Annotated in this window: 22 protein-coding genes; 13 read left to right on the top strand and 9 right to left on the bottom strand. The window is 55.2% G+C overall.

The window, feature by feature from the left end:
- Positions 1 to 367 precede the first annotated feature (367 nt).
- Both RGU44_RS07460 and RGU44_RS07465 read left to right on the top strand, forming a co-directional pair.
- Positions 368 to 2,026 carry a nitrite/sulfite reductase gene (locus RGU44_RS07460; RefSeq protein WP_322179153.1) on the top strand — a complete coding sequence of 553 codons (1,659 nt, stop codon included), beginning with the start codon at positions 368 to 370 and terminating at the stop codon, positions 2,024 to 2,026.
- The gene (locus tag RGU44_RS07465) at positions 2,010 to 2,504 is read left to right on the top strand and encodes a DUF934 domain-containing protein (protein WP_322179152.1); all 495 of its coding nucleotides are present in this window, start codon (positions 2,010 to 2,012) and stop codon (positions 2,502 to 2,504) included. Before RGU44_RS07460 ends, RGU44_RS07465 begins: the two co-directional genes overlap by 17 nt.
- 100 nt (positions 2,505 to 2,604) lie before the next feature.
- Here RGU44_RS07465 and sohB read toward each other — a convergent pair whose 3' ends face one another.
- Positions 2,605 to 3,627: a protease SohB gene (gene sohB, locus RGU44_RS07470; protein WP_322216495.1), complete on the bottom strand. Its 1,023-nt coding sequence runs from the start codon at positions 3,625 to 3,627 to the stop codon at positions 2,605 to 2,607.
- Positions 3,628 to 3,833: 206 nt separating this feature from the next.
- On the opposite strand from sohB, the gene RGU44_RS07475 reads away from it, so the two are divergent.
- The 6 genes from RGU44_RS07475 (at position 3,834) to RGU44_RS07500 (ending at position 9,193) form a co-directional block, all read left to right on the top strand.
- Complete coding sequence (locus RGU44_RS07475; RefSeq protein WP_322216497.1) at positions 3,834 to 4,544, top strand: histidine phosphatase family protein; 711 nt, start codon at positions 3,834 to 3,836, stop codon at positions 4,542 to 4,544.
- Positions 4,545 to 4,613: 69 nt separating this feature from the next.
- Positions 4,614 to 4,928, top strand: coding sequence for an SCP2 sterol-binding domain-containing protein (locus RGU44_RS07480; protein ID WP_322216499.1), 315 nt, complete (start codon positions 4,614 to 4,616; stop codon positions 4,926 to 4,928).
- Between the two features lie 202 nt (positions 4,929 to 5,130).
- Positions 5,131 to 6,198, top strand: a complete 1,068-nt coding sequence (locus RGU44_RS07485) for a phosphotransferase family protein (RefSeq protein ID WP_322216501.1) — start codon at positions 5,131 to 5,133, stop codon at positions 6,196 to 6,198.
- 24 nt (positions 6,199 to 6,222) lie between these two features.
- Complete coding sequence (locus RGU44_RS07490) at positions 6,223 to 6,990, top strand: SDR family oxidoreductase (RefSeq protein WP_322216503.1); 768 nt, start codon at positions 6,223 to 6,225, stop codon at positions 6,988 to 6,990.
- Positions 6,991 to 7,117: 127 nt separating this feature from the next.
- Positions 7,118 to 8,263, top strand: a complete 1,146-nt coding sequence (locus RGU44_RS07495; RefSeq protein ID WP_322216504.1) for a Gfo/Idh/MocA family oxidoreductase — start codon at positions 7,118 to 7,120, stop codon at positions 8,261 to 8,263.
- A gap of 150 nt (positions 8,264 to 8,413) precedes the next feature.
- Positions 8,414 to 9,193: a TSUP family transporter gene (locus RGU44_RS07500; RefSeq protein WP_322179145.1), complete on the top strand. Its 780-nt coding sequence runs from the start codon at positions 8,414 to 8,416 to the stop codon at positions 9,191 to 9,193.
- On the opposite strand, the gene nudC is transcribed toward RGU44_RS07500, so the two are convergent.
- The 7 genes from nudC to RGU44_RS07535 form a co-directional block, all read right to left on the bottom strand.
- On the bottom strand, positions 9,161 to 9,997 hold the full coding sequence (gene nudC / locus RGU44_RS07505) for an NAD(+) diphosphatase (protein ID WP_322179144.1): 837 nt from the start codon (positions 9,995 to 9,997) through the stop codon (positions 9,161 to 9,163). The two genes, RGU44_RS07500 and nudC, sit on opposite strands and share 33 nt — an antisense overlap.
- A gap of 79 nt (positions 9,998 to 10,076) precedes the next feature.
- Entirely contained in the window at positions 10,077 to 10,889 is an 813-nt protein-coding gene (locus RGU44_RS07510; RefSeq protein WP_322179143.1) for a crotonase/enoyl-CoA hydratase family protein, read from the bottom strand.
- A 309-nt stretch (positions 10,890 to 11,198) separates the two neighbouring features.
- The gene (locus RGU44_RS07515; RefSeq protein WP_322179142.1) at positions 11,199 to 11,576 is read right to left on the bottom strand and encodes a response regulator; all 378 of its coding nucleotides are present in this window, start codon (positions 11,574 to 11,576) and stop codon (positions 11,199 to 11,201) included.
- An 88-nt stretch (positions 11,577 to 11,664) separates the two neighbouring features.
- A complete protein-coding gene (locus RGU44_RS07520; RefSeq protein ID WP_322179141.1) occupies positions 11,665 to 12,846 on the bottom strand; it encodes a hybrid sensor histidine kinase/response regulator in 1,182 nt (393 codons plus the stop codon).
- A complete protein-coding gene (locus RGU44_RS07525) occupies positions 12,840 to 13,457 on the bottom strand; it encodes a chemotaxis protein CheB (protein WP_322216507.1) in 618 nt (205 codons plus the stop codon). Before RGU44_RS07525 ends, RGU44_RS07520 begins: the two co-directional genes overlap by 7 nt.
- Positions 13,454 to 14,275 (bottom strand): protein-glutamate O-methyltransferase CheR, encoded by an 822-nt coding sequence (locus tag RGU44_RS07530; protein WP_322179140.1) that lies wholly within the window; start codon positions 14,273 to 14,275, stop codon positions 13,454 to 13,456. The genes RGU44_RS07525 and RGU44_RS07530 overlap by 4 nt, the downstream gene beginning before the upstream one ends.
- 68 nt (positions 14,276 to 14,343) lie before the next feature.
- Positions 14,344 to 17,841, bottom strand: coding sequence for a response regulator (locus RGU44_RS07535; RefSeq protein ID WP_322179139.1), 3,498 nt, complete (start codon positions 17,839 to 17,841; stop codon positions 14,344 to 14,346).
- A 270-nt stretch (positions 17,842 to 18,111) separates the two neighbouring features.
- Here RGU44_RS07535 and RGU44_RS07540 point away from each other — a divergent pair, with 270 nt between their 5' ends.
- The 3 genes from RGU44_RS07540 (at position 18,112) to RGU44_RS07550 (ending at position 20,714) form a co-directional block, all read left to right on the top strand.
- Positions 18,112 to 18,480: a response regulator gene (locus RGU44_RS07540; protein ID WP_322179138.1), complete on the top strand. Its 369-nt coding sequence runs from the start codon at positions 18,112 to 18,114 to the stop codon at positions 18,478 to 18,480.
- A 288-nt stretch (positions 18,481 to 18,768) separates the two neighbouring features.
- On the top strand, positions 18,769 to 19,287 hold the full coding sequence (locus tag RGU44_RS07545; protein WP_322179137.1) for an Hcp family type VI secretion system effector: 519 nt from the start codon (positions 18,769 to 18,771) through the stop codon (positions 19,285 to 19,287).
- 122 nt (positions 19,288 to 19,409) lie between these two features.
- Positions 19,410 to 20,714: a glycosyltransferase gene (locus tag RGU44_RS07550; RefSeq protein WP_322216510.1), complete on the top strand. Its 1,305-nt coding sequence runs from the start codon at positions 19,410 to 19,412 to the stop codon at positions 20,712 to 20,714.
- Positions 20,715 to 20,753: 39 nt separating this feature from the next.
- On the opposite strand, the gene cobF is transcribed toward RGU44_RS07550, so the two are convergent.
- Complete coding sequence (cobF, locus tag RGU44_RS07555; RefSeq protein ID WP_322179135.1) at positions 20,754 to 21,512, bottom strand: precorrin-6A synthase (deacetylating); 759 nt, start codon at positions 21,510 to 21,512, stop codon at positions 20,754 to 20,756.
- A gap of 130 nt (positions 21,513 to 21,642) precedes the next feature.
- On the opposite strand from cobF, the gene RGU44_RS07560 reads away from it, so the two are divergent.
- Together RGU44_RS07560 and RGU44_RS07565 are read left to right on the top strand one after the other, a co-directional pair.
- Positions 21,643 to 22,548, top strand: coding sequence for an AraC family transcriptional regulator (locus RGU44_RS07560; protein ID WP_322179134.1), 906 nt, complete (start codon positions 21,643 to 21,645; stop codon positions 22,546 to 22,548).
- A gap of 241 nt (positions 22,549 to 22,789) precedes the next feature.
- Positions 22,790 to 24,100 (top strand): sugar ABC transporter substrate-binding protein, encoded by a 1,311-nt coding sequence (locus tag RGU44_RS07565; RefSeq protein ID WP_322179133.1) that lies wholly within the window; start codon positions 22,790 to 22,792, stop codon positions 24,098 to 24,100.
- Positions 24,101 to 24,131 lie beyond the last annotated feature (31 nt).

Below are 24,131 nucleotides of genomic sequence, written 5' to 3' on the forward strand. Positions count from 1 at the left end.
CGTCGTTACGACCAGGATGACAATGAAGAAAATGGCCCAGGCATCTACGCTGCTATCGGCTTTCACTGCTTTGACAGGGTTGCTCATTGCATCGCCTCTTTTCGGTTTTATCGGTGATTGCACATGAAGCGTGACCGCCTCTGCGACAGCAGATTGCCGCGATCACGCCCTTAGTAAAGTCGAGCATTGCCCATTCCTCAAGAAGGGTTATGCGATCAACCCGACCTGGATAGTTCTTTTAGTTCTTTGCATATACTCAAACTTCACTTTTGCGCATAACTGCAAACTGGTATCTTCCCTCGGCTCCGTTGGGAGTGCGCGGCCGTGCGCGCAGATTTGCTGTAAGCAGCCTGAGAACAGGACCTATATGTACGTATACGACGAGTACGATCAGCGGATCATCGAGGACCGCGTCAAGCAGTTCCGGGATCAGACCCGACGCTACCTGGCCGGAGAGCTGAGCGAAGAAGAGTTTCGCCCGCTGCGCCTGCAGAATGGCCTTTATATTCAACGCTTTGCGCCGATGTTGCGGGTGGCTGTGCCTTATGGCCAGTTGACCTCGCGGCAGTTGCGCATGATTGCCAAAATCGCTCGTGATTACGACAAGGGCTATGCCCATGTCAGCACCCGCCAAAATATTCAGTTCAACTGGCCCGCGCTGGAAGACGTGCCGGATATTCTGGCTGAACTCGCAACCGTGCAGATGCACGCGATTCAGACCAGCGGTAACTGCTTGCGTAACGTCACCACCGATCAATTTGCCGGTGTTGCGGCGGATGAAGTGGTTGATCCGCGTCCGTGGTGCGAGATCATTCGGCAGTGGACTACCTTCCACCCCGAATTCGCCTACCTGCCGCGTAAATTCAAGATCGCCATCAATGGTTCCACCAGTGACCGTGTCGCCATTGAGGTACACGACATCGGCCTGGAGCCAGTGCGTAACGCTGCGGGCGAACTGGGTTTCCGCGTCCTGGTCGGTGGTGGCCTTGGCCGTACGCCAGTGGTCGGTGCCTTCATCAATGAGTTTCTGCCTTGGCAGGACCTGTTGAGCTATCTGGACGCTATCCTGCGGGTCTATAACCGCTATGGCCGTCGTGACAACAAGTACAAGGCCCGGATCAAGATTCTGGTCAAGGCACTGACGCCTGAAGTGTTCGCCGAGCGAGTCGACGCGGAAATGGTCCACCTGCGGGGCGGCCAGACCACGTTGACCGAAGCCGAAGTGCATCGCGTCGCCAAGCACTTCGTCGACCCCGAGTACAAAGCCCTCAGCGATCAAAGCGCTGAACTGGCTCACCTCGATAAAGAACACCCGGGTTTTGCCCGCTGGCGCTCGCGCAACGTTCTTGCGCACAAAAAGCCAGGCTACGCAGCGGTGACCCTGTCGCTCAAACCGACCGGTGTTGCCCCAGGCGATATCACCGACAAACAACTCGATGGCGTTGCCGATCTGGCTGATCGTTACAGCTTCAGCCAGATGCGCACGTCCCACGAGCAAAACATCATTCTTGCCGACGTTGAGCAAAGCCAGTTGTTCACCTTGTGGGGCGAGCTCCGCGAACAGGGTTTCGCCACCCCGAACATCGGTTTGCTGACCGACATCATTTGCTGCCCAGGGGGCGATTTCTGCTCCTTGGCCAACGCCAAATCGATCCCGATCGCCGAAGCCATCCAGCGTCGCTTTGACGACCTGGATTACCTGTTCGACATCGGCGAGCTGGACCTGAATATTTCCGGTTGCATGAACGCCTGCGGTCACCACCACGTGGGGCATATCGGCATTCTTGGCGTGGACAAGAAAGGCGAAGAGTTCTATCAAGTCTCCCTTGGCGGCAGCAGCAACCGTGATGCAAGCCTGGGTAAAATTCTGGGCCCGTCTTTCGCCCAGGATGTGATGCCCGACGTGATCGAGAAGCTGATCAACGTCTACATAGAGAAGCGGCACGAAGATGAGCGTTTTATCGACACCTTCCAGCGTATCGGCATTGACCCTTTCAAGGAGCGCGTCTATGCAGCGAATCATTAAGAACAACGAAGTCATCGACGAAACCTGGCACTTGCTGCCCAAGGACACGACGCTTGACGGCCTGTCCAACTGTGATGACCTGATTGTGCCGCTGGCTTTATGGCTCGACCATAGTCACGCCCTCAAAGCGCGTGACGGCGGCTTGGGTGTATGGCTGGACGCCGACGAAGAAGCTGAGCAAATTGGTGATGACGTGGATAACTTCCAGGTTATCGCCCTGAATTTTCCGGCGTTCACCGATGGCCGCAGTTACTCCAATGCGCGTCTGCTTCGTGATCGATACGGCTTCAAAGGCGAACTACGGGCCATTGGCGATGTGTTGCGTGACCAATTGTTCTATATGCACCGCTGTGGTTTCGACGCCTTTGCGATTCGCCCCGACAAAGACCCGTATGAAGCACTTGAAGGTCTTAAAGACTTCTCGGTGACCTACCAGGCCGCTACTGATGAACCGTTGCCGCTGTTCCGGCGTCGCTGATTCGGCCTGAAAAAAAGCCCGGGGTTCAATTTGAACCCCGGGCTTTTTGCTATCTGATGAACCATCCTTGTCACTGAAAACCTGACAAAGGCGCTTACGATTACCAGAAGCGCTGCTGTGTCAGCCGACTCCACCAACTCAACAAGACACGATCTACCGACCCACTGGCCGCCAAGCCGATCCGTTCCTGCAAGCTTTTGCGCTCGGAATAATGCAAATGGAAAACTTCAGCGACCTTGGCGCGCTCAGAAAGGTATTCGTCACTGGTCTTGAGTTCGTCCACCAACTGTTTGTCCAGCGCCGCCATGCCAAGCCAGACTTCCCCGGTAGCAACTTCGTTGATCGCCAATTGCGGACGGTAGCGCGCGACAAAGTTTTTGAACAGCTCATGAGTAATGTCCAGCTCTTCCTGGAACTTCTCCCGGCCCTTCTCGGTATTTTCGCCAAATACGGTCAAGGTACGTTTGTACTCGCCAGCGGTCAGCACTTCAAAATCAATATCATGCTTCTTCAGCAGACGATTGACGTTGGGCAACTGCGCTACCACGCCGATGGAACCCAAAATAGCGAAAGGTGCGCTGATAATCTTGTTACCAATGCAAGCCATCATGTAGCCACCGCTGGCCGCCACTTTGTCGATGCAGATGGTCAGTGGAATACCCGCCTGACGAATCCGTGCCAACTGCGATGAGGCCAAGCCATAACTGTGGACCATGCCGCCGCCACTCTCCAGGCGCAGGACCACTTCATCCTTGACCGTGGCCAAGGTTAACAGCGCCGTGATTTCATGGCGCATGCTCTCGGTTGCGGACGCTTTTATATCACCGTCGAAATCCAGCACATACACCCGAGGCTTGGCGTCGGCCAGTTTCTTTTCCTTCTTCAGGCTTTTGCCTTGCTCTTTGCGCAACGCCTTGAGCCGGTCCTTATCCAACAGCGATTGTTCAAGACGTTCGCGCAGACCTTTGTAGAAGTTATTCAGCTTGCTGACCTGCAACTGCCCGGCAGATTTGCGTCGGCCTTTGCTGCGTAGCGAAGCGAAAGCCGCCAGCACAATCAGAATGGCAACCACCAGGGTGACCGTCTTGGCCAGAAAAATTGCGTATTCAGCCATAAACTCCACAAATACTCCTCACACACTTTGCGCCCCTCCAATCAAGGAGCCGCGGATGACTCAAGCATACCGGCGTGCCTTGCAGACGGCCAGTCGATCGCTTGCCAGGGATGTCCCGGAAACAACCATTCAAACAAGCGTATGTTTTTTCATTGACACGCTTCAAGCATCCTCATAACCTCGCAAAACCTTCAACGTCCCGGGATAACGCCGACGTGGGCAGCATCTATTTGATTCGACATGGCCAGGCCTCCTTTGGTGCAGACGACTACGACGTTCTGTCTCCGATGGGTATTCGCCAGGCCGAGATCCTCGGCACCCACCTGGCACAGCTGGGCTTGAGCTTCGATCGCTGCCTGTCTGGCAACCTGCGTCGTCAGCAGCATACGGCCGAGGCGGTAATGGACCAGTTCAAGGCGGCAGGGCAATCCATGGCCCCGCTTGAAGTCGATCCCGCGTTTAATGAATTCGACGCCGATGCGGTGATCCGTGCCCTGCTCCCGGCCCTGCTCCCCGAAGAACCGGAAGCCCTGCATGTGCTGCGTAATGCCGCGCAAAACCGCGGTGAGTTTCAGCGACTATTTGCGTTGATCATGGACCGTTGGCTCAAGGGTGATTATGACACTCCGGGGCTGCAAAGCTGGCTCGGCTTTGTCGAGCAGGTTCAATCGGGCTTGCACCGGGTTCTCGATCAGGCGGGCAACAAAGACCGGATCGCGATTTTCACCTCAGGCGGTACAATCACCGCGCTGCTCCACTTAATCACTCAGATGCCCGCGAAGCAGGCGTTCGAACTCAACTGGCAAATCGTCAATACCTCGCTCAACCAGCTTAAATTCCGTGGTCGCGAGGTAGCCTTGGCTTCCTTCAACAGTCAGGCGCACCTGCAACTGTTGCAGGCGCCGGAGCTCATCACTTATCGCTGAGACCGGCCCACGGCGACCTGAATGGTCGCTGGAACCTATCCACCAGAACCCTAGAAAAAGGATCGCACCATGACTTCTGTAGCTGACTCCATTCAATCCATGAAAGCCAAGTTCAACCCAAGTGCAGCTGCAGGCCTGGACCTGGTGTTTGGCTTTAAGATCGATGACAACACACACTACTCCTTGATCGTAAAAGACGGTACTTGCGACGTTAAAGAAGGCGAGAACCCTGACGCTCAAGTGACACTGGTCATGGACAGCGAGACCCTTAAAGGCATCGTCAGCGGCGAAACCGACGGCATGCAGGCGTTCATGAGCGGCAAGCTGCGCGCTGAAGGTGACATGATGTTGGCCATGAAGTTGAGCGAGCTGTTCCCGGCTTAAATCTGGCTGCAATGCACGCAGAACCGAGGTCTCAGGGCCTCGGTTTTTTTTCGCCTGCAACTCACGGACACCCAGCGATCAAAGCCAATGATTGGCCAGCAACACGCTCACCTATAAGGCCGTTTCCAGCTTGTGAGCGAAGAGTGGTCGCATTAGATTAGTCAATAATGTCTGCACTCCATAATAAGCAGAAGGGATAAGCATGGCGCTTACTGACCAGTCCACCAAGATCCGCTCTGGCGAAGAACTCGACGCCAGCCTCATCGACCCCTACCTCAAGGCGCATATTCCCGGCCTGAGGGGCTCGCCTGAGATCAGCCAGTTTCCGGGCGGTGCTTCGAACCTGACGTACCTGATCCAATACCCGGACCAGGAGTTCGTCCTGAGGCGTCCGCCTTTTGGCCACAAAGCCAAGTCTGCGCACGACATGGGCCGCGAATACCGCATTCTCAATCAGTTGAATGTCGGCTTTCCGTATTGCCCAAAGGCTTACGTGCATTGCACTGACGAGTCACTGATCGGCTCTGAGTTCTATGTCATGGAGCGGGTCAACGGCATCATTCTGCGCTCTGATCTACCGTCTGAACTGAACTTCGACGCCCAACAGACCGAAGCCCTGTGTAAAAACTTTATCGACACGCTGGTCGAGTTGCATCAGGTCGACTATACCGCGTGCGGCCTGGCGGACCTTGGCAGGCCCGAAGGTTATGTGAAACGCCAGATTGGTGGTTGGGGCGACCGTTACGAAAAAGCGCTGACCCCGGATGCGCCGAGTTGGGAGACGGTCAGGGCCTGGCTCACGGAAAAGATGCCGGCCGATCACCCCGTGTCCAGCATCGTGCACAACGACTATCGCTTCGACAATGTGATTCTCGACCCGAACAACCCGATGAAAATCATCGGCGTTCTGGATTGGGAGCTCACCACGATTGGCGACCCGTTGATGGACCTGGGCAACACCTTGGCCTATTGGATCGAAGCCAGCGACCCGGCACCGGTACAACTGATGCGCCGCCAGCCTAGCCATGCGCCCGGCATGCTGACCCGCCGTCAGTTCGTCGATTACTACGCTGAACGCTCCGGCATCCAGATCGACAATTTTGACTTCTACTACACCTATGGCTTGTTCCGCCTGGCCGGTATCGTGCAACAAATCTACTACCGTTTTTTTCATGGTCAGACCCAGGACAAACGCTTCGCGCAGTTCATTCAGATGAACAAGCTGCTGGAGCAGATGAGCCTGCAAGTGATCGATAAATCCAGCCTTTGATTGCGACACAATAAGGAAGAAAACATGTCCAAGACCCAACTGTTCGACCTCGACGGCAAAATCGCTTTCGTTTCCGGTGCCAGCCGCGGCATTGGTGAAGCCATCGCCAAGCTACTGGCTCAACAAGGCGCGCACGTCATTGTCTCCAGCCGCAAGATCGATGGCTGCCAACACGTCGCGGACGCGATCATCGCTGACGGCGGCAAGGCTACTGCAATTGCCTGCCACATCGGCGAGATGGAACAGATCCATAACGCGTTCGCGCAGATTCGCGAACAGTTCGGTCGTCTGGACATTCTGGTCAATAACGCTGCAACCAATCCACAATTCTGCAATGTACTGGACACGGACCTGAGCGCATTCCAGAAAACCGTCGACGTTAACATTCGCGGTTACTTCTTCATGTCCATTGAAGCCGGCAAACTGATGCGCGAAAACGGCGGCGGCAGCATCATCAACGTCGCTTCGATCAATGGCATTTCGCCAGGCGTGTTCCAAGGCATCTATTCGGTGACCAAGGCGGCCGTGATCAACATGACTAAAGTGTTCGCAAAGGAATGCGGGCCGTTCGGTATTCGTTGCAACGCCCTGCTGCCAGGTCTGACAGACACCAAATTCGCCTCGGCCCTGGTCAAAAACGATGCGATCCTGAACATGGCGCTGGAGCAGATCCCGCTCAAGCGTGTGGCCGCACCCAGCGAAATGGCTGGCGCCGTTCTGTACCTGGCCAGTGATGCATCCAGCTACACCACCGGTGTTTCGTTGAATGTGGACGGTGGTTACCTGTCCTGATTCTCCTGTACGGGTGAAAAAAACAGCCTTCGGGCTGTTTTTTTACGACTCACTAAAAGAATATATATTCCATAAAAAATGATTTAAGAATATATTTTCCGCACAACAACTCTAACCGGACTTTGTCATGCGCGAATCTTATGTACCCTCATCTGCTCTGCCCACACTGGGCATTGGCCTGATCGGCACTGGCTTCATGGGGCGTGCCCATGCCTTGGCCTTTCGCAATGTGAGCGCCGCGTTTCAACTGCCCGTGCAGGTGCATCTCGCTGCACTGGCCGATGCTGATGCCGCACGTGCCGAGCGATGCGCCAACGACTGGGGCTTCGCTCATGCTCACGGTGACTGGCAATCATTGATCAACGATCCCGGCGTGCACCTGGTGGCGATCACCACACCGAATCACTTGCACTACCCCATGGCCATGGCGGCACTGGCAGCCGGCAAAGCGGTGTATTGCGAAAAACCCCTGGCGATCAGCCTCGGTCAAGCGAGTGAAATGCGTCGAGCCGCCCAAGCTGCGGGTGTGGTCACGCGGGTGGGTTACAACTACCAGCACAACCCCATCATCGGTCTGGCGCGACAGATGATCGCAGACGGCGAGCTGGGCGAAATCATCGGCTTTCAGGGAGAGTTCAGCGAAGAGTTCATGGGGGATCCAGCAACGCCTTGGTCATGGCGCTGTGAAGCTGCCCACGCAGGGGGCGCGCTGGCAGACCTGGGCAGCCATTTGCTGGCGCTGGCCCGTCACCTGCTCGGCGACATCGACGCGGTATGTGCCGACTCTCATACTGTGCACGCCCAACGTCCGGTTGCCGTGGGCAGCAGCGAACAGCGCACCATCGCCGTCGACGATCAGACCCATGCCTTGTTGCGCTTCGCCAACGGCGCTCGCGGCACGTTCAGCAGCAGCTGGCTCAAGCACGGCTACAAAAACCACCTGAGTTTCGAGATCAGCGGCACACGGGGCACCCTTGCGTTTGATCAGGAGCGACTCAATGAGCTGCAGGTTTACCGCCCAGGGCAAGACGGGTTTCAGCGGATACTCGCAGGACCAACACTGCCCGGTTATGCAGCCTTCTGTCCCGCACCTGGGCATCAGTTGGGGTACAACGAACTCAAGACGCTGGAAGTGCATGCATTGATTCAGGCGGTCTGCGGTCATGGCAATGAAGGGCCTGATTTCGAAGAGGCTTGGCAAGTAGAACGTTTAGCCGCAGCTATTCGCCTGGCGGCGGCAGAGCAGCGTTGGGTCAGGATTGATGAGCTGTAAGCGCTTTTCCTGCACGTTGTGTGGGAACGAATTCATTCGCGAATGGCTTGGCGCGGTCGAACCGATACATCGATTTATCACCCGTTATGCGTAAAATGGTCGCCTTCTGGAGCAGCCATTCTGCCCAAGCCGTATAAGTCGATCCCTCGCATGCCTTTTGAACTCAGTGTTGACCTGACCACCCTCGCCATTCTTGCAGTCGTTGCTTTTGTCGCAGGGTTCATTGATGCGATCGCCGGTGGTGGTGGCTTGTTGACCACCCCTGCCCTGATGACTGCCGGTCTCCCACCGCATCTGGTCCTTGGCACCAACAAACTCAGTTCGACCTTCGGTTCGGCGATGGCCAGCTACACCTTTTTCCGACGCAAGCTGTTCGACCCCAAGCAATGGATTCACGCGTTGATTGGCACGGCAGTCGGGGCATCGATTGGTGCGGTGGTTGCGCATTACCTGCCCGCTGAGTGGATCAACCAGATGCTCCCGGTGATTGTGTTCGGTTGCGGCCTTTACCTATTGTTCGGTGGCACACCCAAGGCACCGCTGGACAGCGACGCGCCCATCAAGAAGAAGTGGCAACTGCCGCAAGGCCTGGGATTAGGATTTTATGACGGTGTCGCCGGGCCGGGCACGGGTGCATTCTGGACCGTCAGCAGTCTGCTGCTCTACCCTCTGGATCTGGTGAAGGCCAGCGGTGTGGCGCGCAGCATGAACTTCGTCAGCAATGCTGCGGCGCTGTCAGTGTTCATCTTCTCTGGCCAGGTAGACTGGCTGATCGGCCTGAGCATGGGTTCGTCGCTGATGATCGGGGCCTTCTTTGGCGCTCGTACCGCGATTCAGGGCGGCGCAAAATTTATCCGCCCGGTGTTCATTATCGTGGTGCTGGGACTGACTGTGCGCCTAGCCTGGCAACACTGGTTCAGCGGCGCCTGAACGCCTGGCCAGATACAGATCGATCAAGTAGCGCGCGATGGAGCGGTGGGCCGGTAACGGCGGCAGATCATTGATGTCGAACCAGCGCGCATCTTCGATCTCATCCAGTTGGGGAACGATTTCGCCTCCTGCGTACTCGGCATGGAAGCCCAGCATCATCGAATGCGGGAACGGCCAACACTGACTGCCCATGTACTGGATGTTCTTGACCTCCAACTGCACCTCTTCCATCACTTCGCGGCGTACGCAATCCTCCGCAGACTCCCCAGGCTCAGCGAACCCCGCCAGGGTGCTATAGACGCCCGGCACAAAACGCGGCGAGCGTGCCAACAGGATTTCATCGCCACGAGTGATCAGCACGATCATGCTCGGCGAAATACGCGGGTAATGGCGCAAATCACAGTGTTCGCAGTACATGGCACGCTCACCCGGCACTTGCTGCATCGCTTGGCCACAGCTGCCACAGAACCGATGCTCCCGCGCCCATGTGCCTATCTGTGCGGCATAGCCGAGTTTTCTGTAAACGTCGAAGTCTCCTTCCAGCATGAACTGACGCAGGCCTTGCCAGGTACAACCCTCGACGTCCACCGGATGTTTGAGCACCAGCAGGTAGACCGGCTCACCATCGAAATGGCCGATGCCGTGTTCGCTGAGCAACGGCAAGTCCTGACGCTTGAGCCATTCCCTTGGGAACATCACGCCGTTGCCGTCGAGCAGAAATCCCTGGGTACTGTGAACCACAGCCCAACCGCCGCTGACCTGGATATCCAGTACGGCCGTTGTCCAGCGCCTTGGGCGTGTCATGAATAATCTCCTCTGCTTGCGCACGTCTGGGTGATCGCTTGCAGCTCAGTGTTCCAGTCGGCCTTCATGATTGAATGCTTTAGTTATCGAAGACAGCTTTTTGTTTGCTCATATGCGCGGCCATGGCCAACCGAAGGTCCGCTGATTGCAGCATTGCCGCGTTCCACGTGGCGACGTATTCAAGGCCGTCATCAATCCGATGGTCACGCATGTAGCTGATCATTTCCTTGGTCCCGGCAATAGCGATCGGCGACTTACTGGCAATTTCACCAGCAATGGCCATCACGCCGTCAAGCAGGCTCTGCGTGTCGACGAACGTGCGATTGACCAGGCCGATGCTGCGCGCTTCTTCTGCACCCATGGTACGCCCGGTGTAGGCCAGTTCGCGCAGCATACCGTCGCCGATGATACGCGGCAGGCGCTGCAAAGTACCCACATCCGCCGCCATGCCCATGTCGATTTCCTTGATCGAGAATTGTGCATCTTCAGCGGCGTAACGCATATCACACGCTGCAATCAAATCGATGGCACCGCCCAGGCAGTATCCCTGAACTGCCGCCAATACCGGTTTGCGACAGCTGTCCACGGCATTGAACGAGGCCTGAAGCTGCAGAATTTTGCGCCGTAGCAAGCGTGCATTTCGCCCCGCATCTTTGCCCAGTTCAGTGGCAACCGATGCCAACATCATCAAGTCGATACCCGAGGAGAAGTGTTTGCCAGCGCCACTCAGGACCACGACGCGCACTTCATCCGTTTCATCGATCCACTGGAAAATATCAATGATTTCGCTCCAGAACGCGGCGTTCATTGAATTGACCTTTTCCGGCCGATTAATCTGCACGTGAGCGATGTTATCGGTCAGTTCGACGTGGAAAGCCTGGTAATCGGACACGGTTGTCATCTTCGAAAATACTCACATTTTTTGGTTGTAATGGTGCTCAGACTATAACAAGCACGCGTTACCAGCCGTAAGGCTGCGGTTATGCCATTTGCAGGACAAAAACCCATTCGGCGGCGCGAAGTCAGACCGTTCGAATCACCAGGATCAAGGCGTACTGCGCGGAGCGCCACATCGTTCAGGAGAAAGCAATCCGATGCTGCAGGATGAAGACACTAGAGTATTTCGGGATGGGTGTCCGAGCGCGCAAAGAGGCCGTTGAGGCGTAATGAAATTGGGTATACCAGCATCACAACCACTCAATCACGCCAGCAGTTTTTTAATCTGCGTATGCAGGTTGTCCATCGTGAACGGCTTGGCCAGGATTGGCGCCTTGAGAGCGATGGGGCTGCCGGACTCCAGGATTTCGGCGGGGTAGCCGCTGATGAAAATCACCTTTAATTCAGGTCGCAGCTTCACCGCGGGGTCAGCAATCATCACCCCCGATACACCACCCGGCAGGCGGTAATCAGTGATCATCAAATCCAGGTGAGGTTTGGTCGCCAGTATCTCAAACGCCTGTTCGCCATTTTCGGCTTTCAATACCCGGTAGCCCTCACCCGATAGATAATCGGCGAGCAACATCAGGATCAGCGGTTCGTCTTCGACGATGAGTACGACATCTTCTGCATCAGAGCTCATGGGGTGCCTTATATCTCTAAATAGCTGCCACTACGACCATGGCGCGCGGCGTAGGTTGCGCTGTACGTCGGATAATTGCCAACAGCTTTTAAAGCGGCAGGCTCACCCTGAACAACGATCCCTTACCCTCCTCGCTATCTACGCTGATCGACCCACCATGGGCGGCGACGATCTGCTCGGAAATAAACAAACCCAGGCCCAATCCGGCGATGACATGATTGGCCGATACCCGCTCAAACTGCTGAAAAATTCGTTTTTGGTTTTCTTCGCTGACACCAATACCGTGATCAAGCACATCCACCCGCGCCTGCCCGCCTTCGCAATACACCCGCACGTCGATCGGGTTATGAGAGCCATAGCGCAGTGCGTTGGTCAGCAGGTTCACAACCACCTGCTCGATACGAAACTCATCCCAGGTCCCTATGACCGGCCCTTCGCCCGTAAAAGACAACGTCGACTCAGCGTTCGATATCTGCGCGGAGAAGCTCTCCAGAAGGTTGCTGACCAGTTGCACCAGATCGAAACGACTGGGACGAATCGACAGCTTACCGGTACGAATGCGTGAGACATCCAGCATATCCTCGATCAAACGAATCAAACTCTTGATTTGCCGCTCATCGCGATCGACCATGGCGCTCAGTTTGTCCAGGGTAAACGCAGCAACGTTGCCCTTGGTCAAGTGCAGTTTGCGCAGCTGGGTTTCCAGGATAAGCCCGTTAAGCGGGGTGCGCACTTCGTGAGAAACAACCGACATGAAGTCATCGCGCATGCGCACTGCATGCTCAAGCTCGTTCTGGGTGGACTGAAGCTGCTTAAGCAAAGCTTCCTGCTCGTGGCGGCTCTGTTCAAGGGCTTCGACCTGCTGCTTCATCGCCTTGCGTTGACGATAAAGGTCGACAAATACATTGACCTTGCTCTTCACCGCATGGATATCCAGCGGTTTGTGCAGAAAGTCCACCGCGCCACTTTCGTAGCCCTTGAATGCGTAATTCAACTCACGACCGGCGGCACTGACAAACACGATAGGAATATTTTTGGTTCTCTCGGTACTGCGCATCAGCTCAGCCAGTTCGAAGCCGTTCATTCCTGGCATTTGCACATCGAGAATGGCCAGAGCGAACTCATGCTGCAGCAACAGCGAAAGTGCCTCATCAGCAGACAGGGCTTTAAAGACCGTGCGGCCTTCACGCTTGATCAATGCCTCAAGCGCTAGCAGGTTTTCCGGTAGATCATCGACGATCAGCAGGTTGGCTTGGATTTCACTTAGCATGCGGTTCTTTCCAGCTCGATTAGCAATTGGCCAATGTCGTGCAACGGCAGGATATGATTCGGCATATGTAACGCCAACGCTGCTTCGGGCATGGTGGGTGCATGAGCCAGCCGGGGATCTTGAACCACAGTGAATCCGCCGTGATGCTTGATCATAGCCAATCCTCGAGCACCGTCCTGATTGGCCCCGGTCAGTAACACCCCGGCCAGCCGAGGTCCATAGGCATCAGCGGCCGACTCAAAAAGGATGTCGATGCTGGGACGTGAATGGTAGATGCGCTCTTCCCGGCTCAGTGACAGGCTGAAATCTTCTTCCACAGACACGTGATAGCCGGGAGCGGCGAAATACAACGTGCCAGGAACAATTATCTCTTTGTCATCGACTTCTTTGACCGTGATAGGCAGGCGCCGCTGAAAAATTTCAGCCAAATGACTGCGGCGCTCATCAAGTAAATGCAAGACCGTGATAATTGGCAAAGCAAAGCCTGGCGTCAACGCAGAGAAAATCTTCATCAAGGCATCCACGCCGCCAGCCGACGCCCCGATGACAATGGCATCGACAAGAGGCAGCGCGCGAATGGGCAAGTGGCGGTATTGTTCAGTCGTATTCATGACTTACGGTAGATCCGCTCCTGTTTGACGAATGTTTCAAAATTTTTGCTATAGGCGGAAAAATCGAGTGTTTCCTTGCTGCCCAGTACCAGAAAGCCCCGATGGCAGAGCGAATCGTGAAACAGCCCAAATGCCCGATCTTGAAGTTTCTTATTAAAATAAATCAGTACGTTACGGCATGAAATTAACTGGGTTTCTGAAAACACACTATCAGTTGCCAGGCTGTGATCGGCGAACGTGACGTTCTCGCGCAGGGTCTTATCGAAAATAGCGTGGTCATACGCCGCCGTGTAATAGTCGGAAAACGCCCGCTGCCCGCCCGCCCGTTGATAGTTCTCGGTGTACGCACGAATATTCTCCAGGGAGAATATGCCCATCTTCGCCTTCTCCAGCGAACTGGGGTTAATGTCAGTCGCGTAGATGATGGTTCGATCAAGCAGACCCTCCTCGCGCAACAGGATCGCCATGGAGTAGACCTCCTCCCCTGTACTGCAACCGGCGATCCAGATCTTGATCGAAGGGTATGTTTTGAGCAGCGGCACTACCTCCTGACGAATCGCCAGGAAATGCCCAGGATCGCGAAACATTTCGCTGACCGGGATAGTCAGGAACTGCAAGAGCTGCATGAACGCTAATGGGTCATGTAGCACGCGCTCCTGCAACGCCGAGATGGTCTTGCAATCGAACTGGCGCAACGCATGATTGACCCGACGCTTGACCGAGGCTCCAGAGTAATCACGAAAGTCGTAACTGTATTTGAGGTAAATCGCCTCCATTAACAGACGCAATTCAATTTCGGTGTTTCGCTCAAGCGACATGGCACAAATCCAGATACTCGGTTCCAGGAGTCAACTTAGTGGCTTCAATGCCTGATACGTTCAATGAATCAGAACCGTTCCATTTTTGGCAGCCATACGCGAATCAACGAAAACAAACGGTCAAGGTCAATGGGCTTGGCCAGGTAATCATTGGAGCCCGCCTGCAGGCAGCGCTCCTGATCGTCTCTCATGGCTTTGGCCGTCACCGCGATAATCGGCAGCTTGCGCCAGCGTGGATCCTTGCGAATTTCCACGGTCGCTTCGTAGCCGTCCATCTCGGGCATCATCACATCCATCAACACCAGGTCGATGTCGTCGACATCATTAAGCTTGTTGATGGCCTCTCGACCATTACGAGCGATTTCAACGACCGCGCCTTTGTGCTCCAGGGCACTGGTCAGCGCGAAGATGTTACGCACGTCATCATCGACCACCAGGATTTTACGGCCCTCAAACACCTTGTCTCTACTGCGGGCGGTCCTGAGCATTTTCTGGCGTTCGCTGGACAGTTTCGATTCGACTTTGTGCAGGAACAGCGTCACCTCATCCAGCAAACGCTCGGGCGAACGCGCACCTTTGATGATGATCGAGCGGGAATACTTGAGCAGCTCGGCTTCTTCATCCCGGGTCAGATTGCGCCCGGTGTAGACGATCACGGGCGGAAACGAGCAGATGTCGTCGGTGGACATGCGCTTGAGCAGGTCGTTGCCAAGCATGTCAGGCAGTTTCAGGTCGATGATCATGCAGTCGTAGACGTTATCCCGCAGCAGATCCAACGCATCCTGAGCGAACCCGACGGCGGTTATCTCGATGTCATCGTCGCCAATCAATCGCGCGATACTGTCGCGTTGCAGGGCGTCGTCTTCCACCAGCAGGATGCGCTTGACCTTCTGGGTCAGCTTGGCCTCGAGCTTGGCGAAAACATCCTTCAATTCTTCACGGGTGGTCGGCTTGACCGCATAACCGATGGCCCCCATGTGCATCGCGGCTTCCTGGCGATCCTCTACAGAGATCACGTGGACCGGAATATGTCGGGTCGGCGCCAGTTCTTTCAAGCGCTGTAGCACGGTCAGACCCGAGTGATCCGGTAGACGCATGTCCAGCAGGATCGCGTCAGGTATGAACTGTGCCGCCAGGTTGAACCCTTCGTCAGCGGCATGGGCCACCAGGCATTGATAACCCAATTCGTGAGCCAGATCGTAAAGAATCTGCGCGAAACTGACCTCATCCTCGATCACCAGCATGCAGCGGGTACTGAACGGTGCCTTGTCGCGATCATCGGCAAAGTCTGGAATAGCTGGCAGTGTCGGAACCTTCACTACAACGGGGATGACCGGTGGCATCACCATGACAGGTGCTGCGACCGCGACCGGCTGTTCGCCATATTCGAGTTGGACCTGCTCAACGTATTGCTCAGGCACCACCAAGGTGAAAATGCTGCCCTGCTCTGGCGCACTGGTGACGGAGATCGAGCCACCCAGCAATTTGGCCAGATCGCGGGAAATCGACAGCCCAAGGCCGGTGCCACCGTAACGCCGATTGGTGGTGCCGTCGGCTTGGCGGAATGCCTCGAAAATGCTTTCCTGATGCTCTTCGGCGATGCCGATGCCAGTGTCGCGCACGGTGAAGGTAATGCCCTCGCCCGGCTGCCGCGATACGGTCAAACTGACACTGCCGCGCTCAGTGAACTTGATCGCGTTGGACAACAGGTTTTTCAGTACTTGCTCCAGGCGCTGGCGATCAGTAAACAGCAGCGTTGGCGCGCCCGCCTGTAATTCGACTTGAAAGTCGAGTTTCTTGTCTGCGGCCATGGGTTGAAACATACCCCGCAGGCCTTCGACCAACCGCGCCACACTGGTAGTTTCCGGGCGCATGTCGAGCTTGCCGGCTTCGACCTTGGAGATGTCGAGAATGTCGTTGATCAAGTTCAGCAGATCGTTGCCTGCCGAATAGATAGACTCGGCGAATTTGACCTGCTCGGCCGTCAGGTTCTCTGTCGGGTTTTCCGCCAGCAGTTTCGCCAGAATCAGTGAGCTGTTAAGCGGCGTTCGCAACTCATGAGACATATTGGCAAGGAATTCAGACTTGTATTTGCTGGAGCGTTGCAGCTCTTCAGCTCTTGCTTCAAGTTCAACCTGCGCAATATTCAACTCTTCGTTGTTGCGGTCCAACGCATCACGCTGATCGGCCAGGGCTTGGCCCTGTTCGGCTAACTGCTCATTGGTTTGCTCAAGAGCTGCCTGCTGGGTTTCCAGATGGGACTGAGACTCCTTGAGGATGTGTGACTGTTGTTCAAGCTCTTCGTTAGCGGCTTTAAGCTCTTCCTGCTGCACCTGCAGTTCTTCATTGAGCTGCTGGGTTCCGGCGAGTACGTCCTGCAAGCGCTGGCGGTAACGTGCCGCTTCAATCGAGGTGCCGATGTTGTCGGAAATCACCTCGAGGAACTCGACATCGCGTTCGGTCAAGGCCCGCAAAAAACCCAACTCGATCACGCCATTGACCTGGTCGTCATTGCTGGTTGGCACGATCAGGACACTACGCGGCGAACCATCGCCCAGACCCGAGCTGACTTTGAAGTAATCACCCGGCACATCGTCCAGGGTGATGATCTTGTCTTGCAGCGCAGCCTGACCGATAACGCCCTCGCCGCCGTAGATCGACTGCTCGTGCTGTTCCTGCTCGCGGGAAAACCCGTAAGATGCCACACGCGTGAAGCCACCATGTTCCTGACGGACATACATCGCGGCCACGACAGAGCCCAGGTATTGGGCAAAAAACTGCAACACATTGCGGCCCAGCACGTTCAATGTCAGCTGCCCCAACACTTGTTCTGCCAGCTCGCTTTGCCCGTTGCGCAACCACGCCACGTGTTGCAAGCGCTGAGCGTTATTCTCTTGCAGCTTCAGGTTCTCAAGGTAACTTTTTGATAACGCAAACATATCGCGCCGGCCTATGTAGGCCAGGAAGCCGCTGATCAGCACCACAAAAATCAAATACAAGGTCACTGTGAGAATCGTGGTGTGCGTGACGTCTTCGTTGCGAGTGATGCGCAGTTGCTGCTCGATCGCCACGATCTGATCATATTCGCTGCGAATTTCGTCGGTCAGACGCTTGCCTCGACCGGCGGCAATAGCCGATTGATAATCACCATTTTTTCGGCGCAACGTGATCATTTCCTGGGCAAAATCGTTCCATTCATCCTGCAGGGCAGACAGACGCCTCAAGCGATCCAGTTGCTGAGGGTTATCGGCAACCAGTTGGTCCAGACTTTTGAGTTCAGCCACCACCCCAGGTTTGGCGACTTCATAGGGATCGAGAAAGTGCTCATCACCCGTGAGCAGAAAGCCGCGCATGCCCGTTTCCATATCGATGGACAGCCGGAGCGAATGATTGGCGTTGTTGATCACGCGGTCGGTGTGTTCGACCCACTGGATCACCGTCAATAAATAGGTAATCAGAGAGATAAAAAAAACAGCGCTCAGCACACCGACACCCAACGGCAGACTGATGTTGCGGCCCAACATTTTACGGAAGCGTTGCTCGTCAATCGAAGACGGAGGGTTCATCAAAAGGTCCGGGCGAATTCATCGAAACGACAGAGTCTGCAGGAAACATCTGCAAAAGACTGTTTTTCTAGCACATGAAGCAGAAAATTCAGGCACAGCACCATGAAACGGCCTACAAAAAATCTCATCAGGGTGAAAAAAGAGCAGAAAGGAACCCAAATGGATAGTTTTTCCTGCTAGAGGGAACTTGTCGCTATCATTTACATACTCATTAACATGCTGTCAGAAACAATCAGCTGCGAATTATTGTCTTTTTTCAGGGAACATTTTATGTCCGCACCCACCAGCACCATCCTCGTGGTCGAAGACGACAACATCGTACGCATGTTGATCGTCGACGTACTTGAAGAGCTGGATTACAGCGTGCTCGAAGCCGCTGACGGTAAAGACGCGCTCGCCCACCTGGGCGACGGTCAGAAAGTCATAGACCTGCTGATGACTGATCAGGGACTACCCGATATGAATGGCCGCGATCTGGCGACCGAGGCCCGGAAATTACGGCCCAGCCTGCCCGTGCTGTTCGCCAGTGGGTATGCAGAAAGTATCGAGGTGCAGGAAGGTATGGACGTCATCGGCAAACCGTTCTCCATCGATCAGTTGCGAAGCAAGGTGAAGGGGATTTTGGGCCAAAAGGCCTGATACGCAATTTCCTGCACAACCCAAACCCGCCACTACCCCGAAAACTTGCCTGATCCGGTTTCCAAGGGCCCTTATCCTATGCGCAGGATGCTCCGTCGGCATGAGCAAGAACTTGCTCAACCGGAGTTAAACGCCCACCATACATCTCTAAATAGCTTTAACTAATAACGCTATCAATATGATTTATATCAATTTATATTTTACGGCATGGCTTTTGATAGATGAAACAGTGTCCGCAACGCATTAGTTTTTACGGACACCCTCTGTTTATCCTGAAAGGAGCGTTTCATGCCAACACCCGCGTATTTGAAGATCGAAGGCACCAAACAGGGCCTGATCACCGCAGGCACTTTTACCCAGGACTCGGTCGGCAACATCTATCAGGAAGGTCATGAAGACCAAATCCTGGTTCAAGCCTTCGACCATCAAATCATCATTCCACGCGACCCTCAATCCGGCCAACCGACCGGCCAACGCGTACACAAACCTCTGATGATCACCAAGGTGTTCGACAAGTCCTCGCCTTTGATTTTCGCGGCTTTGACCTCCGGCGAACTCCTGAGCAAATGCCGCCTGGAGTGGTTCCGCACCTCGGCAGAGGGCACTCAACAGCACTACTTCACCATCGAACTGGACGATGCACTGATCGTTGAAGTGCATTCGCACATGCCAAACTGCCAGGACCCGAAACAGTCGCACTTCACTCACCTTGAAGACGTCTACTTCACCTATCGCAAAATCTCCTGGACCCATGAAGTCAGCGGCACTTCGGGCTCCGACGACTGGCGCAAACTCAAGACTGAGTAATCACAAACAGCATCGCCCCCTCAAGGGGTCGATGCTTTTTTTGTCGCGCTTTCGGCGTATCGGTGATGCCTCCCAAAACCTGTGGTTTAATTACGCCCCTCGATCACCCAGAACCCCCTCCCATGAGCCTGCCCCACTCAAGCACTCCCACCCACGTGCTCATCATTGGTTATGTCTGGCCAGAACCGCGCTCGTCGGCAGCGGGTGGTCACATGATGCAGTTGATCGAGTGCTTCCTGAGTCAAGGCTGGCAAATCACCTTCAGCAGCCCTGCGAGCGAAGGCGAACACAAAGCTGATCTCGCCGCTCTCGGCATTGCCGAAGTCAGCATCGAACTCAATAACAGCAGCTTCGATGTGTTCATCACTGAACTCAAGCCAGACATCGTGCTGTTCGACCGTTTCATGATGGAAGAACAATTTGCCTGGCGCGTGGAGAAGCATTGCCCCGACGCGCTGCGCATTCTCGAAACCTCAGACCTGCAAAGCCTGCGCGACGCTCGGCATCAACTACTCAAGGATCACCTAAAGAAAGACTCTGATCTTGATGATTTTTATGAATTTTTCAGTGCCTCACCTCAAGCTATTTTCCCGTACATGGCGGCCAGTGACCTGGCTCAGCGCGAAATTGCCGCGATCTATCGCTCCGACATCAGCCTGATGATCTCCGATGTAGAAATCGATCTGCTCGTCGATCAGTTCAAGCTCCCCATGGCATTACTGCATTGGTGCCCACTGATGCTCAATGGCACACCGACCACTGCGCGACCTTTCGAAGACCGCGCGCATTTCCTCAGCATCGGTAACTTTCGCCACGCGCCGAACTGGGATGCGGTGTTATGGATGAAAAATGCGATCTGGCCACTGATTCGCCAACAGCTACCGTCTGCGCAACTGCACATCTACGGGGCCTACACCCCCCCCAAAGCCACTGCCCTGCACAACGCAGCACAGGGGTTTCATGTCATGAACTGGGCGGAAGATGCACTGGAGGTGATGTCCGGTGCGCGAGTCTGTCTGGCACCCTTGCGGTTTGGTGCTGGCATCAAAGGCAAGATCGTCGACGCCATGCTCTGCGGCACCCCGAATGTCACCACGCCTATCGGCGCTGAAGCCATGGCCGGCGACCTGCCATGGCCGGGCGCGATAGCCAGTAGCGCCAGCGCCATCGCTGCTGCAGCCGTCGAGCTCTATCGGGACAAAACCCTGTGGGCACAGGCGCAAGCCAATGGCTGGGCGATAGTGAGTGCGCGCTATCAGTACGAGCAGCACTGCGCGAGCCTGATTGCGCGGATTGAGGCCTGCCGCCAAACCCTGCAGCAGCATCGAACCGACAACTTCACCGGTGCCATGCTACGTCACCACCACCACAAAAGTACCCAATACATGGCGCAATGGATCGAAGCCAAGAATCGAACTTCAGTTTGATATCCGGGTATTTTCTTCGCCAGCTTGCGGGCGAAGGCCTCAGCGTGGTCTACGCAACAAATATGTATCCATGATCCACCCTTTCTCGCGCCTGGCAGCTTCGCGGACGCGGCGAATTTCAGCACTGACGTCCTTGAGTTTTCCTGTGATCAGGATTTCATCCGGGGTGCCCAGATACGCACCCCAGTAGATGTGCAAATCTGTGTCGGTCAGTGTGTCAAACGTGCAATGGGCATCGAGCATCACCACGACGTTATCGATATCCCCCTCCGGGCTCTGCGCCAGTCGCCGGCCGGTGGTGATCTGGATTGGCTCGCCAATGCGGTTCAACGGTATCCGGTGCTGGGCGACCAACGCCTGAACGCTGGTAATGCCCGGAATGACCTGATACTCAAACGACTGCGCGCCGCGCTCCAGTACCCGGTCGAGTATCCGCAAAGTGCTGTCATACAGCGACGGATCGCCCCAGATCAAAAACGCGCCAACCTCCCCCTCAGCCACTTCATCGCCAATCAGTTGCTCGAACAACACCGCACGCTGCTCATGCCAATACTCGATGCCCGCCTGATAGGACTGAGGATCGTCTTCGCGCTGCGGATCCTGCACCTGCACCACGCGGTAGTCGTCGCGCGTCATGTAGCGCTGGCAAATCTCCTTCCTCAAACGCAATAGATCGTCGTTGGCATAGCCTTTGTCCAGGATGAAAAACACGTTCGTCCGGTTCAGCGCGTTAATGGCCTGAACCGTGATGTGTTCTGGATTACCCGCACCAATGCCGATCAGCAGAATGTTCTTCATGAGCCCACATCCAAAACCACGGTCATCCTCATTTCGTACCCTTTCATACGACCCTTTGTTAAGTCCATGTTACCGCTCAGCCAAATAGTGCACATTAGGACCTGAGCGAATCACCATCGACGACCAGTCCATGACCAAAACAACAAGAATAACCGACCCCTCCTACGAACTGATGGACGACCATAACGGGCTGTCGATCATTTATCGCGAGCATGGTTTTCCCTGTCCTTTGGTGCGCTGGCATTTTCACAAGGAATACGAGCTGCATCTGATCGTCGCCAGTTCGGGCAAGGTGTTCATCGGCGATTACATCGGTAACTTCTACCCTGAAAGCCTGTTTTTGACCGGGCCGAACCTGCCACATAACTGGATCAGTCAGGTCGGCGAAGACGAAGTGGTGGTCAAACGCGACATGCTGGTGAATTTCACCGACGAGTTGTTCGAGAGCGGCAACCAGGTGTTTTCCGAACTCAAGACCCTGACCCCACTGCTGGAGCGCGCACAATACGGAATCGAGTTTCGCTGCAAACGCACGATCCGTCAGGCGATGAAGCTGATGCAAAAAATCGCCGACAGCAGGGGTATCAGCCGGCTGGGGCATTTTTTCATATTGCTGGAGCTTCTGGCCGCGAGTGATGACGTCCAACTGCTCTCTGGCACGACCTCGCCGCAATTGGCCGATGAACACAGCATCGACCGCACCAACCGCGCCGTGGATTACATCTTCGCTCATTACGCGCGCGAGCTGCCTCTTGAAGAGGTCGCCGAGTATCTGGGCATGAAACCGACGTATTTTTCCAGGGTGTTCAAGCAGGCGACTGGCCGTTGCTTCGTCGAGTTCGTCAATCGCCTGCGCGTCAGTAAATCCTGCGAGCTGCTGGCGGATGGCAATAAACCGGTGACCGATGTGTGTTTCGAGTCCGGTTTCAATAATATTTCCAATTTTAATCGGCGTTTTCAGCAGCTCAAAGGCATGACGCCCTCGCACTATCGTCGTTTGGCCGTCCAGCGACTGACCGAACAAAACCTGTACTGATTCACCCCACCTTCGCCCCCTTCAACTACGCTGAAACCGCCCGACGCTATGCCGGAGCGATATTTCAATGCATTTCCGTTTGCGCCATGAGTGCAAAAAAGTATCAGTTTGAGTGCAGTGCAGGATTTGTCATCTCTCCCTCAGACCGTTGTAATCAGTTCACAGTCTTCCTTGCCTCCGGAAGATACAAAAACAATAACTGACCTTCTGCAGCTCTCAGAGCGCAGGAGAGGAGAGATCGATGAAGGCTTCAGTAAAAGCGCTACTCGCCAGCACCTGCCTGGTACTTGGCAGCACGGCCGTCGCCGGTACAGTCACCATTGCCACGGTCAACAACAGCGACATGATTCGCATGCAACGCCTGTCTAAAACCTTCGAACAACAGCACCCTGATATCAAACTCAACTGGGTGGTGCTGGAAGAAAACGTTCTGCGCCAACGCCTGACCACCGACATCGCCACAAAAGGGGGCCAGTTCGATGTGCTGACCATCGGCATGTACGAAGCGTCGTTGTGGGGTCAGAAAGGCTGGCTGGAAGAGATGAAAGACCTGCCTGCCAGCTACGCGCTGGATGACGTTTTTCCATCGGTACGCGATGGCCTGTCGGTTGACGGCAAGCTGTATGCCCTGCCGTTCTATGCCGAAAGTTCGATGACCTACTACCGCACCGATCTGTTCAAGGACGCAGGCCTGACGATGCCTGAACGCCCAACCTGGAGCGAGATCGCCGGCTTCGCCGAAAAACTCACCCACCGTGACAAAGAACAATACGGTATCTGCTTGCGCGGCAAGGCCGGCTGGGGCGAGAACATGGCGCTGATCAGCACCGTTGCCAATGCGTACGGCGCACGCTGGTTCGATGAGCAATGGAAACCTCAGTTCGATCAACCCGAGTGGAAAAACGCACTGAATTTCTACGTCGAAACCATGAAAAAATCCGGGCCGCCTGGCGCATCGAGCAATGGTTTCAACGAAAACCTGGCCCTGTTCAACAGCGGCAACTGTGCGATCTGGGTGGATGCCAGCGTTGCGGGCTCTTTTGTGACCGATAAAACTCAAAGCAAGGTCGTCGACCATGTCGGCTTCACTTACGCGCCGCATGAGGTCACAGACAAAGGCTCTGCCTGGTTGTACTCCTGGGCGCTGGCCATTCCGACCAGCGCAAAAAACCAGACTGACGCCAAAACCTTCAGTACCTGGGCTACTTCCAAGGAGTACGCCGCACTGGTTGCCGAGAAAGATGGCGTGGCCAACGTGCCACCAGGCACTCGCGCCTCGACCTACAACGAGGCGTACATGACGGCTGCACCGTTCGCCAAGATCACCCTCGAATCGTTGAAGGCAGTGACACCCAAGACCCCTACGCTAAAACCGGTGCCTTATGTCGGTATCCAGTTGGTGACCATCCCTGAGTTCCAGGCCATCGGCACGTCGGTCGGCCAGCAATTCTCCGCAGCCCTGGTTGGTACGATGACAGTCGATGCCGCCCTGGTCGCCGCGCAAAACTCCACTGAGCGGGACATGAAACGAGCGGGTTACCCGAAAAAGTAGTCCTCTGACTATCGCTGGTGTCGAGAGGCCC

Source organism: Pseudomonas sp. 5C2, from assembly GCF_034314155.1.
Classification (GTDB): domain Bacteria; phylum Pseudomonadota; class Gammaproteobacteria; order Pseudomonadales; family Pseudomonadaceae; genus Aquipseudomonas.

What these genes read in the sequence shown, in the direction of transcription:
- RGU44_RS07460 (WP_322179153.1), top strand. Translation starts at nt 368, where the DNA reads ATGTACGTATACGACGAGTACGATCAGCGGATCATCGAGGACCGCGTC.
- RGU44_RS07465 (WP_322179152.1), top strand. Translation starts at nt 2,010, where the DNA reads ATGCAGCGAATCATTAAGAACAACGAAGTCATCGACGAAACCTGGCAC.
- RGU44_RS07480 (WP_322216499.1), top strand. Translation starts at nt 4,614, where the DNA reads ATGACTTCTGTAGCTGACTCCATTCAATCCATGAAAGCCAAGTTCAAC.
- RGU44_RS07485 (WP_322216501.1), top strand. Translation starts at nt 5,131, where the DNA reads ATGGCGCTTACTGACCAGTCCACCAAGATCCGCTCTGGCGAAGAACTC.
- RGU44_RS07490 (WP_322216503.1), top strand. Translation starts at nt 6,223, where the DNA reads ATGTCCAAGACCCAACTGTTCGACCTCGACGGCAAAATCGCTTTCGTT.
- RGU44_RS07495 (WP_322216504.1), top strand. Translation starts at nt 7,118, where the DNA reads ATGCGCGAATCTTATGTACCCTCATCTGCTCTGCCCACACTGGGCATT.
- RGU44_RS07500 (WP_322179145.1), top strand. Translation starts at nt 8,414, where the DNA reads ATGCCTTTTGAACTCAGTGTTGACCTGACCACCCTCGCCATTCTTGCA.
- nudC (WP_322179144.1), bottom strand. Translation starts at nt 9,997, where the DNA reads ATGACACGCCCAAGGCGCTGGACAACGGCCGTACTGGATATCCAGGTC.
- RGU44_RS07515 (WP_322179142.1), bottom strand. Translation starts at nt 11,576, where the DNA reads ATGAGCTCTGATGCAGAAGATGTCGTACTCATCGTCGAAGACGAACCG.
- RGU44_RS07520 (WP_322179141.1), bottom strand. Translation starts at nt 12,846, where the DNA reads ATGCTAAGTGAAATCCAAGCCAACCTGCTGATCGTCGATGATCTACCG.
- RGU44_RS07525 (WP_322216507.1), bottom strand. Translation starts at nt 13,457, where the DNA reads ATGAATACGACTGAACAATACCGCCACTTGCCCATTCGCGCGCTGCCT.
- RGU44_RS07530 (WP_322179140.1), bottom strand. Translation starts at nt 14,275, where the DNA reads ATGTCGCTTGAGCGAAACACCGAAATTGAATTGCGTCTGTTAATGGAG.
- RGU44_RS07535 (WP_322179139.1), bottom strand. Translation starts at nt 17,841, where the DNA reads ATGAACCCTCCGTCTTCGATTGACGAGCAACGCTTCCGTAAAATGTTG.
- RGU44_RS07540 (WP_322179138.1), top strand. Translation starts at nt 18,112, where the DNA reads ATGTCCGCACCCACCAGCACCATCCTCGTGGTCGAAGACGACAACATC.
- RGU44_RS07545 (WP_322179137.1), top strand. Translation starts at nt 18,769, where the DNA reads ATGCCAACACCCGCGTATTTGAAGATCGAAGGCACCAAACAGGGCCTG.
- RGU44_RS07550 (WP_322216510.1), top strand. Translation starts at nt 19,410, where the DNA reads ATGAGCCTGCCCCACTCAAGCACTCCCACCCACGTGCTCATCATTGGT.
- cobF (WP_322179135.1), bottom strand. Translation starts at nt 21,512, where the DNA reads ATGAAGAACATTCTGCTGATCGGCATTGGTGCGGGTAATCCAGAACAC.
- RGU44_RS07560 (WP_322179134.1), top strand. Translation starts at nt 21,643, where the DNA reads ATGACCAAAACAACAAGAATAACCGACCCCTCCTACGAACTGATGGAC.
- RGU44_RS07565 (WP_322179133.1), top strand. Translation starts at nt 22,790, where the DNA reads ATGAAGGCTTCAGTAAAAGCGCTACTCGCCAGCACCTGCCTGGTACTT.